The organism is Mycolicibacterium elephantis DSM 44368 (genome assembly GCF_004014805.1).
Lineage (GTDB): Bacteria > Actinomycetota > Actinomycetes > Mycobacteriales > Mycobacteriaceae > Mycobacterium > Mycobacterium elephantis.
This window is the reverse complement of record NZ_ATDN01000023.1, coordinates 150196-161704: the sequence shown is the minus strand read 5'-3', so window position 1 is coordinate 161704 and position 11509 is coordinate 150196. Positions and strand designations below refer to the sequence as shown.

Sequence of the window (11509 nt, the reverse complement as noted above, 5' to 3'; positions counted from 1 at the left end):
GGGCAAAAATCACATGCGTCAGGTGTCGGGGGACCAGTACGCGAGCATCTCCGCGAAGGTCTCGAACGCCGGACCCGACACCCCGTAGGTGGCCTCCAGGTGGATGGAGAGCGGAAAACCGAGGTCGGCGACGCCGTCGATGACCCGCTTGTACAGGTCGACCATCAGCTTGCGCTTCTCGGTCGGCTCGGTGGCGGCCAACCGCTTGACGAACTCCTGCTCCTCGGCCACCGCGGGGTTGCCCGGATCCTGGATCAACCAGGAAATGAGCCCGACCTTGCTCTCCACCTTCGGGACGAACCCGAACGACAGCAGGATCTCGGGCCGATGATCGGTCGTCGCGGCGAACTCGCGGAGGAACCCGACGATCGCGTCGGAGTACAGCAGCTGGGTCATGCCGTATGTCGCGCCCCGGTCGCACTTGAACTTGAACCGGCCTTGCTCACCCTCGCGGGTCGGAATCAGGATCGCGCCGCGGTTGGGCACCAGCTCCTTGAACATCGCCAGCGCGTCGGTGGGCGCGACGCCGGACCCCTCGCCGTCGGCCATCGTCCGCGGCACCCCCACGAACGCGATGCCCTCGAAGCCGGCGGCCGACAGCTCGGTCAGCCGTCGGCGCAGCGTCGGTTCGTCCATGAACGAGGTGACCTGCGTGCACAGCCCCTTGACACCGGGCAACTCGGGCTGGATGACCCGCCAGAAGTCGAGCACGTCCATCTTCGGCTTCATCTCGATGGGCCGGTCGTCGTCCTCTTCGATCATCCCGGGGATCATCACGTGCCCGATGCGCCCGGCCAGGCCGCTCTGCTCGGAGTACCGCAGCACCTTGTGCGCGTCCTCGCGCGCCTGCTCCACGCCGCGGTCCACATTGGGCGGCACGAGCTCGAGCGCGATGGTGTTCAGCGTCACCGGGCCAGCTCCTCAAGACGTTCGTTCCCACGGCACGGTCCTCGATGACCGAAATCCACGATGTTCCCGGGAGCCTCACCATACAGACCGGCGGTGGCAGACCGGCCGGCTGCATCAGCAACCACGGTGCCCATCGACTCACAGGCGGTTGCCAGCGAGCCGACACCTGCCTCACGGGCGCCGTTGGTACCACGGGTCTCATGACCTCACCTCACCGCTTCGGCAGAACCATCGGACGGCAGGGCCTGGACACCGCCGAAGGCGTCCTGGTCGCGCTTCGCCAATGCACGGTGGACGAAGCCTTCCAGGAAATGATCCGGGCCGCCCACCAGCATCGGGTGCCGCTGTTCACGCTCGCCGACGCCCTGGTCAGCGCCGCCGGCGCGGCCGAAGTGCACCGCCTCGACTGCGCCGACGCCGCGCGCCGCGCAGTGATCGCCGAATGGGGACCACTGTTGAGCGCAGTGCCGCGCGCGACGCTCGAATGATCGCCGCCGCCCTCCGTACCCTGGGTGCAGTGAGCGTCGCACCCATCACCATTCCCGTCGGGGACCGCTTCGCCCGTGAGCTGCCGGAGCTGGCCGTCGGCTGGCGGGCCGAGGAGGCACCCGATCCGCGCCTGCTCGTACTCAACGAGGCGTTGGCCGCCGACCTCGGCCTCGACGCCGACTGGCTGCGCGGCCCCGACGGCCTGCGGTTCCTCACCGGGACCCTGGTGCCCGACGGCGCCGCGCCGGTGGCCCAGGCCTACGCGGGTCACCAGTTCGGCGGGTTCGTTCCCCGGCTCGGCGACGGCCGGGCGCTGCTGATCGGCGAGCTCACCACCGCCGACGGCGAGCTGCGCGACCTGCACCTCAAGGGCTCGGGCGCCACCCCGTTCGCCCGCGGCGGCGACGGGCTGGCCGCCGTCGGCCCGATGCTGCGCGAATACGTGATCAGCGAGGCCATGCACGCCCTGGCAATCCCGACCACCCGGTCGCTGGCCGTCGTCGCCACCGGGCGCACGGTCACCCGGGAGACGTTGCTGCCGGGCGCCGTGCTGGCCCGGGTCGCGCGAAGCCACCTGCGGGTCGGCACCTTTCAGTACGCGGCGACGACGGGCGATCCGGCGTTGTTGCGCCGACTGGCCGACCACGCCATCGCCCGCCACCACCCCGGGGCCGCGGAGGCCGACAATCGCTACGTCGCGTTGTTCGACGCGGTGATCGGGGTGCAGGCCACGCTGGTCGCGAAGTGGATGCTGGTCGGGTTCGTGCACGGCGTGATGAACACCGACAACACCACGATCTCCGGCGAGACCATCGACTACGGCCCGTGCGCGTTCATGGAGGCCTACGACCCCGAGACGGTGTTCAGCTCGATCGACTCCTGGGGCCGCTACGCCTACGGCAACCAGCCGACCATCGCGGGCTGGAACCTCGCCCGCTTCGCCGAGACGCTGCTGCCGCTGTTCGCCGACGACCAGGACCAGGCGATCGCCATCGCGCAGGACCGGCTCGAGGGCTTCAGCGTGCGGTTCCAGCAGGCGTTGACCGGCGGTATGCAGGACAAACTCGGGCTCACCGGCGACCCGGCCGAACAGGCCCCGCTGATGAACGAGTTGCTCGAATTGCTCAGGGGCAGCCGCGTCGACTTCACCTCGTTCTTCCGGCATCTGGGCGCGGCCGCGCGCGGCGACACCGAGCCCGCCCGCGGACTGTTCATCGACCTCGCGGGCTTCGACGCGTGGTTGAGCCGGTGGCGCGCTTTGCGGCCGAACCCCGAGCTGATGGACCGCGTCAACCCGATCTACATCCCGCGCAACCACCTCGTCGAGGAAGCCCTGACCGCCGCGACCGACGGGGATCTGCGCCCCGTCGAGCAACTGCTCGTCGCCGTCACCGCGCCCTACGACGAACGGCCCGGCCTGGACCGATACGCCGAGCCGGCGCCGGAGCACTTCGGGCGGTACCAAACCTTCTGCGGGACGTGACCGGCGGCCTACACTGCCGATCATGGTTTCCCTGCGACGGACGGTGACCGCGGCGCTCTTCACCGCCGCCCTGGCGGCTGCCCCGTTTTCTCCCGGCGTCGCGGCGGCCCAGCCCGGCAACGTCGGTTGCGCGCCGGGCGAGACGGGCGTGATCTACGGGTGCGCGCCGTTCTGTGTGCCGGGCAAGGCGCTCGACGTCAACACCGGCTTGTGTGTACCGGCGCCTCCGCCGTTCCCGCATCCGCCGATCCAGTAGGGCCTGGGGGTTACACCGCGGCACCTTCGGTAACTCCTCGGCGGTGACCGATCAATATCAGTTGCGGCGTGACCTGCTCCAAGAGCTGTTGTGGGCGTACGGGCCGTGCGGCCAGGAGCAGGCGGTGCGCGACATCTGCCACCGGGAGCTCGAACCCCACGTCGACGAGTCGTGGGTGGATCCGGCCGGAAACCTGGTCGGCCTGATCCGCGGAGAGAGCCGAGACGACGGCCGGGCCACCCAAGTGATGGCCCACATGGACGAGTTGTCGATGCTGGTCAAGCGGATCGAAGGCGACGGCAGCCTGCACCTGACGCCGCTGGGCACGATGTATCCGGGCAACTTCGGGCTCGGCCCGGTCGCGGTGCTCGGTGACCGCCGGACCGTATCCGCGGTGCTGACGCTGGGATCCGAGCACACCACCAAGGAAAGCCCACGGATCTGGGAGACCAAACCCGACCAGGGCGACAAGTCACTGGACTGGATGCACGTCTACGTCTTCACCGGGCACACCCCCGACGAGTTGACCGACGCCGGAGTGCAGGCGGGCACCCGGGTGTGCATCGACCGCAGCAAGCGCACGCTCGTCGACGTCGGCGACGGCTACCTCGGCAGCTACTTCCTGGATGACCGGGCCCCGGTGACAGCGCTGCTGCACACGGCGCGGGTGCTGCACGACGGGCGACCCGCCCACGACGTCTACCTGGTGTTCACCACCAGCGAGGAGATCGGCGGGGGGAGCGGTTCCTACGCCAGCCGGGTGCTGCCCGGCGACCTCGCCCTCGCGCTGGAGGTCGGCCCGACGGAAGCCGAGTACGGCACCACGGTCGGCGGCGGCCCGATCGTCGGGTACAGCGACGCGCAGTGCGTCTACGACAAGGACGTGGCGGACACGTTGATGGGCATCGGGGCGGACCTGGGGATGTCGCCTCAGGCGGCGGTGCTGGGCGCGTTCGAATCCGACGCCTCACACGCCAAGGGCAGCGGGCTCACCCCGCGCGCCGGGCTGCTGTGCCTACCGACGCTGAGCACCCACGGTTACGAAGTCATTGCCCGGCAAGCGATTCCGCACATGGCGGAACTGCTCGTCGAATTCCTGCGGCGTCCGGCGGCGGACCCACCCTGAGCCGAGACCGCGCACTCGCGGCCGTCGTGACGGGCCGTCAGCCGGATCCGTACGCGCGGGCGATGTCGGGCGAGTCCAGCCACCCGGCGTACGTCGGCCCCTGCGGCCAGCCGGGCGGCGAGTCCTGCCACTCCTCCTGGCGGCCCCACGGCAGCAGGTCGATGAGCGCGAACGTGTGGCTGAGTTGTTCGGTGCCGCGGCCGTTGGTGTGCCAGGTGCGGTACACCGTCTCGCCGTCCCGCAGAAACACGTTGACCCCGAAGCCTCCGCCGGGCGGGGCGTCGACGTCGGCGCCGAACGAGCTCTGCGACGACGAGTACCAGTTCATCCGATTGCCGACCTTGGCGCGGTAGGCCAGCGCTTCCTCGATGGGGCCGTTGGTGACGATGACGAAGCGGGCGTCGTAGCTGTCGAGGAAATCCAACCGGGTGAACTGGGAGGTGAATCCGGTGCAGCCACCGCACTGCCATTCGGCGCCGTCGGTCCACATGTGGTGGTAGACGATCAGCTGCGAGCGCCCCTCGAACACGTCGGCCAGCCGCACCGGTCCGTGCTCGCCGATCAACGTGTAGTCGGGCATCCGCACCATGGGTAGGCGCCTGCGCTGCGCGGCGATCGCGTCCAGCTCGCGGGTGGCGGCCTTCTCGCGCCGGCGCAGCTGGTCCAGCGCCGCGCGCCAGGTCTGCTGATCGACGACGGGTGGCAGTGCCGTCGCCGAGACGGGGTTCGTCGTCATCGGTCTCCTCCTGCATTTCGTGTGCAGGTTATGACCGGCTCAACGACCCGAACTCATCGTCGGCTTCCACAGGCGCCACCGCCGCGGGATGCAGCCAACTCGCCAGGTTGCGGACGTAATCGGTGAAGACGGCCAGCCGCCGCGGATCGGCCTTGATCTGGCTGCCGGGCGGCTCGGACACGAACGACGGCGCACCGCGGTCGACGTCCCAGTTGTAGTCGGCGAAGTGGTGAAACGTAGACTCGGCGAGCGCGCGCCCCATCGGCCGTCCGTCGGGGCCGGTTTCACCGTCCAGCGCGACAGCGAGGTTGAACCGGCGGCCTGTCGCGGTGCTTCGGCCTTGGGCGAGCACGGTCGCGAACGGCACCGTGGCGCACACCGCGCCTTCGTGCGGGTGCGCGGGGAACCATTCGATGCGCCCGCTCTCCGTGCGGTCGGTGCGCAGCAGTTCGTGCGCGGGCATCTCGGTGAGTACGGGTTGGTAGTCGCCGTTGGCGCCGGAGTGGTAGTTGGGCCAGGAGATGGTCGGGGTGTCCTTGTCGTCGCACAGATGTCTCCGATCGACGGTCGGGTCGTGGAACTGGTTGACGCGGCCGACCGAACCCAGCCGCAGCAGACAGCAGCCCAGGTCCTGGTGGTCGCGGGCGGTGAGCACCCCGCCGCCGTTTGACCGGAACCTCAGGATCGCGTCGGCATCGGCGCCGCTGAGGCCGCCGCCCACGTCGACGGCCATCAGCCACAGCTGGTCGAAGTCCATTTCGTCGAGTCGGCGCAGCACGGGGTCGTCGCCGGTGCCGCTGGTCCGGTTGCGCGCGACCACTTCGTGCCCGGCTGCCCGCAACTCGGCGGCCAGCAGCGAGAACCTGCTGATGTCCCAGTCGTCGGGATCAGCCGAAATCGTGCTCTGCAGAAGAATTCTGGACATCGTGATCAGCCCCGGCCGATGCGCAGGTGCTTGCGGGCGGCGAGTTCCTCGTCGTCGACGAGGACCAGCATCGGCTGATCGGGCACGCACAGCATGGTGACCAGGAACCGGCAGTTCATGTCGTCGCGGTTGTTGGCGTCCGAGTAGTGGATGACGTCGCCGCCGGGTTCCCAGAACGCCTCACCGGCCTTGACCACGCGCGGCGGGTCACCCTCGAGCTCGAACAGCATCTCGCCGTCGAGCACGTAGCCGAACGCCGGTCCGCCCGGGTGCCGGTGCGGTGGGGCGCCCGCGCTGCCCGGCGGGTACTCGACGACGACGGTCATCGCGTGCGCACCTTGCGGGATGAACGGCGGCGTGACCTCTTGCACCACCGTCAACGCGTTCTGCCAGGACGGGTCGTATTCCTTGGACATCGGTCACTCCTCCTCGGTCTCAGATGGCAGGTTTCAGATGGCAGGCTCAGACGGCACTGCCGCCGCCGTCTGCGTGCAGGGTGGAGCCGGTGATGAAGCTGGCGCGAGGCGAGGCGAGGAACAGCACCGCGGCGGCGATCTCCTCAGGATCTGCGGTGCGGCCCAACGGCAGGGCGCGGCCGAGCTCCTCGTTGGTCTCGCCCCACTCCGCCGCCACGCCTTCGGTTTTGGTGGGTCCGGGCGCGACGCTGTTGACGCGGATGCCGTGCCCGCCGAACTCGGCGGCCCACGTGCGGGTCAGCGACTCCACAGCGGCCTTTGACGCGCTGTAGGTGGATGCGCCGGGAACGCCTTTGGACGCGACCATGCTGGTGACGTTGACGATGCAGCCGTGCCCGCGGTCGAGCATGCCGGGCACCAGACCGGAGGCGAGGAAGTACGCTCCGCGGACGTTGGTGTCGAACGTCTTCTCGAACGAGTCGATGTCTTGTTCGATCGTGGGCGCTCCCGGAAAGCTGGCCGCGTTGTTGACCAGGATGTCGACGTCGCCGGCCTGCCGTACAAGGCTTTTCACGGCGTCCAGATCCGAGAGGTCGGCCTGGATGAAGCGTGCCCCGATCGCCTCCGCGGCCGCGTGTCCGCGGTCGCGATCTCTGCCGGTGATGAGCACCGAGGCGCCTTCGGCCGCGAACAGGCGTGCGCAGGCCAAGCCGATACCGCCGGTGCCGCCGGTGATCAGCGCGGTGTGATTGGTCAGTTCCATTTCCATTCCCCTCTCAGGCGATACACGTTTTGTCGGTGGCGAAGTCCTCGTTGCCAGAAGCAACGTGGGTCAAGGCGGTGCGCAGCCGGTTTCGAGCCCGCGACACCCGCGACATCACCGTGCCCATCGGGATGTTCAGCAGCTCGGCGGTTTCGGCGTAGGTGTAGCCCTGCATGTCGGCGTAGAAGACCACCTCCCGGAAACCCTCGGGCAGCGCAGCCATGGCGGTCTTGACGTCGAAGTCGGGCAACGCATCGAGCACTTCGGTCTCCGCGGACCGCTGGCCGTAGGGCAGGCGGCCGCCGTGACGGGCCAGTTCGTGCTCGGTGAGCACATCGACCGAAACCTCCACGGGCCGACGCTGTTTGGCCCTGTGCGTGCTGATCCATCGGTGGTAGAGGATGCGAAACAGCCACGCCTTGAGGTTGGTGCCCTCTCGGAAGGTGTGAAACCCGGTGTATGCGTGCAACAGGGTGTCCTGCAGCAGGTCGTCGGCGTCGGCATCGCTGCGGGCGAGTCGCCGCGCGCCTCGTGCCAGGACATCGAAGAGCGGTTCGGTTTCCCTGGTGAAGCGCGCGGCCTGGTCTCGATCCGTCATGGGAAACCTCCCGAGTCGATGTACTGGTCAAGATCAGACTTGTCGTCGCGCGGGCCAACCGAACCCTTGGAAGTCCGTAGTCGGCGGTTCGTGGTCCGTAGGGGCGGTGCTAGTCCGAGATGAACGTGGCCGTCTCGTCCAGAGCCGCCCGGCCGGTGCGGATGTATTCGACGGCGGGGTCCTCGTAGCCGATCGACATGCCGCAGAACAGCATCAGGTGGTCCGGTGGTGACACGATGTCGGCGACGGTCCTTCGGACCTGTGACCAGGCCATCTGTGGGCAACTGTGGAGCCCTTCGGCCCGTAGCAGCAGCATGACGGTCTGCAGGTACATGCCGAGGTCGGCCCACTGCGGCCGGCCGAGGTCGCGGTCGATGTAGCAGAACAGGGCGGCGGGGGCGCCGAAGCAGTCCCAGTTGGCGATCGCCGCGCGTTGTCGGGCTTCCCAGTCTTCGCGCTCGATGCCCAGCGCGCTGTAGCGCTCCCGGCCGAATGCGGATCGCCGCTCGCGGTAAGGCGACTTCAAGTCGCGGGGATACATCTCGAATTCCCGCTCGTCCCACGGATCTCCGGCGGTGACCCGTTCGGTGGCCAGCTTCTTGAGCTGACACAGCGGTGCGCCGGTGACCACGTAGATGTGCCACGGCTGAAGGTTGGATCCCGAAGGCGCGAAGGTGGCCGCGGCCAACACGCGCCGCAGGACTTCCACGGGTACCGGCCGGTCAAGGAAGCCGCGCACCGCCCGCCTGCTTTCGACCGCTTGGTAAACGTTCATGCTCACCAGCGTGGTGTCCGCGGCCCGAGATCGAGCCCTTGGAACTACGTGGTCTGCGCAGCGCTAACTGGCCCAGGAGATCGTGCGGAGCTGTCGCCGTGACGTGACGCCGAGCTTGACGAACACCTTGCGAAGGTGCCATTCGACGGTGTGGGTGCTGATGAACAGTTGCGCGCCGATCTCCTGATTCGTCAGACCTTCGCTGGCCAACCGCGCGATCTGCGCTTCCTGGGGCGTCAGCTCGTCACCGGAGTCGCCGGTCTTCTTGCGAGCCTTCTCGCCGGTCGCGATCAGTTCCCTGCGGGTGCGTTCGGCGAACGCGTCCGCGCCCATCCGGGTGAACATCTCATGAGCCTCGTGGAGATGGTTGCGGGCGTCGACGCGCCGGTTCATCCGGCGCAGCCATTCGCCGTAGCGCAGATGCGCACGGGCCAGGAAAACCGCGATGTGCGTGCATTCCAGATGTCCGATGGCCTCGGTGAACAGGCGGTCGGCCGAAGCGTCGTCGGCCAGCAGTGCCTGTGCGCTCGCCAGAGCGCCTAAGCCCCAATGGGTTCCGCTGGATTCGGTGCGCTTCCGCATCTGGTCCAACGCCGCTGCGGCGACCTCTTGCGCCCCGGTGTGCACCGCCGCTTCGATGAGCTCCATCAGACACCAACCGAAGAACCCGAGGTCCTCGAACTCACACGCCCGCTGCGCGCTGGCGAACGCTTCGTCGTACCGGCCCAGACCGTTGTAGAGGATCGCGGCGAGGTACCCGGTCAGTCCCAGCACCCGGCCCTCTCCCCTTGCGGTTGCTTCCGCGGCGGCCGACTCGAGCAGGTCCGCGGTGGACGGATCTCCCTGCCACGCCGCCAAGGACAACGCGTGGTAACGCAGCGGGGCATAACCTGTCGACGCGGTGATCGACGCGGCCTCCTCAATAAGCGTTGCCGCCGTGGCGAATTCACCGGCCAACACATGGACACCGGCGCGGTACGCGAGGGCGGAGGGAAGGACGGCCAGCGCACCGGCGTCGCGAGCCTGCCGAACGACGTCGCTGGCCAGCTGGAGGTAGAGCTCGTCGTCCCAGAGTTCACCGGTCGCCGACTCCTGAACGATGGCCAGCCCCAACGTCATCCATCGCAGAGACTGGCCCTGGTTCTGCTGTTCCTGTGCGCACATCAGCTCCAGCGCGGTGCGCATCGGGTCGGTGCCGGCAGCTACACCGTCGGCGATCCGATTCGCCATGCCGCTCAGCAGCAGGTCGGTCGGCCGGTCCAGCTTCGGCGCTCGGCCCAGCGCAGCGCATGCCGCGTGGGCCACTGCGGTCATCGTGGCCGGCTCGCCAAGGCGTGCGGCGTACATGGCGGCGGCGAGCGCTTCGAGGTAGGCGTCTCGGGCCAGTTCGTCGTCGAGCTCTTCGATGCGACGCGCCGCGTCGAGCAGCTGTGCCGCGGGCTCAACCAGGGGTGGCGCTCCTGGGTCGCCTCCGCGACTGCGGGCGAATTCCATCTGAGCCCGCAGCCGGGCTATCTGCGCCCGTTGCAGTTCGGACAGCGGACCGAGCTCGGCGACCGCGAGCAGCTCATGAGCGGCCTCCGGTGCCGCCGCTTCCCGTTTCGCCTGTGCGGCCGCGATCGCCCTCGCCGCCCGATGCGCCGGATCCGACGTCAGCCCCGCCGCACGCTCGAGAAACGCCGCGGCGGCCGCGACGCCGCCACGAGTTTGCGCCCGGCCTGCCGACGCCTCCAGGTCGGCGGCCACCGCATCGTCGGGTCCGGCGGCGGCGTTGGCGGCGTGCCAGGCCCGGCGGTCCGGGTCGAACTGCGGATCTGTGGCGTCGGCGAGGGCAGCGTGGATGGCGCGGCGGTCGGCCAGATCGGCGGCACGGTATGCGGCCGAGCGCACCAGCGGGTGATGGAACCGCATCCGCGGCCCGAACTCGATCACACCCGCGGCCTCGGCAGGAGCCAATGCGTCGACGGGAATGTCGAGTTGCGCCGCCACTCGCAGGAACAGCGCCGCGTCGCCCACCGGCTCGGCGGCCGCGACCAACAGCAGCCGGCGGGTCTCTGCCGGCAGCGCCTGAATTCTGCGGACGAACCCTTCTTCGATCTGTCCGACCGACGGGCGCAATCCGGGGTTCCAGAAGCCACCGGCGAGCTCGCTTGCGGGAACGTTGCGCGGCACCTCGAGCAGCGCCAGCGGAATGCCCCTGGTCTCGGCGACGACGCGGTCGCGCACCCGTTCGTCGATCGGCGCCCTGACCACGGAATCGAGCAATGCATGCGCGTCGCTGATCGACAGCGGGTCGATCGGCAGCTCTTCGAGTCCGGCCAGCGCGTCCGCGGAGCCGGGCCGGGCGGCGAAGATCAACGCAACCGGTTCGGCCATCAGCCGTCGCGCAACGAAAGCCAACGTCTGGATCGAGACTTGGTCGAGCCACTGCGCATCGTCGATGACACACAACAACGGTTCAGCGTTCGCGGCGACCGCCAGCAGGCTCAGCACCGCCAGCCCCACCAGGAAGCGGTCCGGCGTCGGCCCCACCCCGCGGCCGAATGCCACGGCCAGCGCATCGCTTTGCGGCTTCGGCAACTCGTCGGCGTGGATCATCAGCGGTGCGCACAGCTGCTGCAAACCGGCGAACGCGAGTTCCATGTCGGATTCCACGCCCGCCACGTGGACACGGTTAAAGTCCACTGCCTGCGACACCATGTAATCGAGCAGGGCGGACTTCCCGACACCGGCCTCGCCCCGCAGCAGTAGAACCCGGCTGGTGCCCGACCCGACGTCGGCCAGCAGGCTGCGCAACGCGTCGCACTCACCGGCACGGCCGAGTAGGCGCTGCCCCCGACCCAGGTCTGCCATCGTCTCCACCGCACATGTTTTTCAGTGGACCCGACGGCTCGCCGTCCGTGTGCAGGCCCGGTGCGATCTTGATAGTAGCGCCGGAGCCTCGGTTATGTTTGGGCGGCGGTTCGCAGAATCCAGTCCCCGAATCGGCTTCGACCCGGGCCGTGCCGTTCCCGGGCACCAGGGACAGCCGAG

At 68.9% G+C, this 11509-nt stretch carries 12 protein-coding genes; 4 read left to right on the top strand and 8 right to left on the bottom strand.

Going from position 1 to position 11509, the window contains the following annotated elements:
- Positions 1 to 18: 18 nt before the first annotated feature.
- Positions 19 to 909 carry a mycobacterial-type methylenetetrahydrofolate reductase gene (locus MELE44368_RS16900; RefSeq protein WP_128109520.1) on the bottom strand — a complete coding sequence of 297 codons (891 nt, stop codon included), beginning with the start codon at positions 907 to 909 and terminating at the stop codon, positions 19 to 21.
- Between the two features lie 44 nt (positions 910 to 953).
- Between MELE44368_RS16900 and MELE44368_RS16895 the strand changes: the two genes are divergently transcribed.
- From MELE44368_RS16895 to MELE44368_RS16880, 4 genes are read left to right on the top strand one after another with little or no spacing between them, the layout of a single operon-like run.
- Positions 954 to 1397, top strand: a complete 444-nt coding sequence (locus MELE44368_RS16895; protein WP_128109519.1) for an ANTAR domain-containing protein — start codon at positions 954 to 956, stop codon at positions 1395 to 1397.
- Between the two features lie 29 nt (positions 1398 to 1426).
- Positions 1427 to 2881, top strand: coding sequence for a protein adenylyltransferase SelO (locus MELE44368_RS16890; protein WP_128109518.1), 1455 nt, complete (start codon positions 1427 to 1429; stop codon positions 2879 to 2881).
- A gap of 22 nt (positions 2882 to 2903) precedes the next feature.
- Positions 2904 to 3137, top strand: a complete 234-nt coding sequence (locus tag MELE44368_RS16885; RefSeq protein WP_206613790.1) for a hypothetical protein — start codon at positions 2904 to 2906, stop codon at positions 3135 to 3137.
- Between the two features lie 43 nt (positions 3138 to 3180).
- On the top strand, positions 3181 to 4263 hold the full coding sequence (locus MELE44368_RS16880; protein WP_164890131.1) for a M42 family metallopeptidase: 1083 nt from the start codon (positions 3181 to 3183) through the stop codon (positions 4261 to 4263).
- 37 nt (positions 4264 to 4300) lie between these two features.
- Here MELE44368_RS16880 and MELE44368_RS16875 read toward each other — a convergent pair whose 3' ends face one another.
- The 7 genes from MELE44368_RS16875 to MELE44368_RS16845 all read right to left on the bottom strand — a co-directional run bounded on the left by MELE44368_RS16875 (position 4301) and on the right by MELE44368_RS16845 (position 11329).
- Positions 4301 to 4999 carry a DUF899 domain-containing protein gene (locus MELE44368_RS16875; protein ID WP_128109516.1) on the bottom strand — a complete coding sequence of 233 codons (699 nt, stop codon included), beginning with the start codon at positions 4997 to 4999 and terminating at the stop codon, positions 4301 to 4303.
- Positions 5000 to 5027: 28 nt separating this feature from the next.
- Positions 5028 to 5924, bottom strand: a complete 897-nt coding sequence (locus MELE44368_RS16870) for a hypothetical protein (RefSeq protein ID WP_206613789.1) — start codon at positions 5922 to 5924, stop codon at positions 5028 to 5030.
- A 5-nt stretch (positions 5925 to 5929) separates the two neighbouring features.
- The gene (locus tag MELE44368_RS16865) at positions 5930 to 6340 is read right to left on the bottom strand and encodes a cupin domain-containing protein (protein WP_128109515.1); all 411 of its coding nucleotides are present in this window, start codon (positions 6338 to 6340) and stop codon (positions 5930 to 5932) included.
- A gap of 46 nt (positions 6341 to 6386) precedes the next feature.
- Positions 6387 to 7103 carry an SDR family NAD(P)-dependent oxidoreductase gene (locus MELE44368_RS16860; RefSeq protein WP_128109514.1) on the bottom strand — a complete coding sequence of 239 codons (717 nt, stop codon included), beginning with the start codon at positions 7101 to 7103 and terminating at the stop codon, positions 6387 to 6389.
- Positions 7104 to 7116: 13 nt separating this feature from the next.
- On the bottom strand, positions 7117 to 7701 hold the full coding sequence (locus MELE44368_RS16855; RefSeq protein WP_128109513.1) for a sigma-70 family RNA polymerase sigma factor: 585 nt from the start codon (positions 7699 to 7701) through the stop codon (positions 7117 to 7119).
- A 109-nt stretch (positions 7702 to 7810) separates the two neighbouring features.
- On the bottom strand, positions 7811 to 8476 hold the full coding sequence (locus MELE44368_RS16850) for a nitroreductase (protein ID WP_128109512.1): 666 nt from the start codon (positions 8474 to 8476) through the stop codon (positions 7811 to 7813).
- A gap of 63 nt (positions 8477 to 8539) precedes the next feature.
- Entirely contained in the window at positions 8540 to 11329 is a 2790-nt protein-coding gene (locus MELE44368_RS16845) for a helix-turn-helix transcriptional regulator (protein WP_128109511.1), read from the bottom strand.
- Positions 11330 to 11509: the final 180 nt, after the last annotated feature.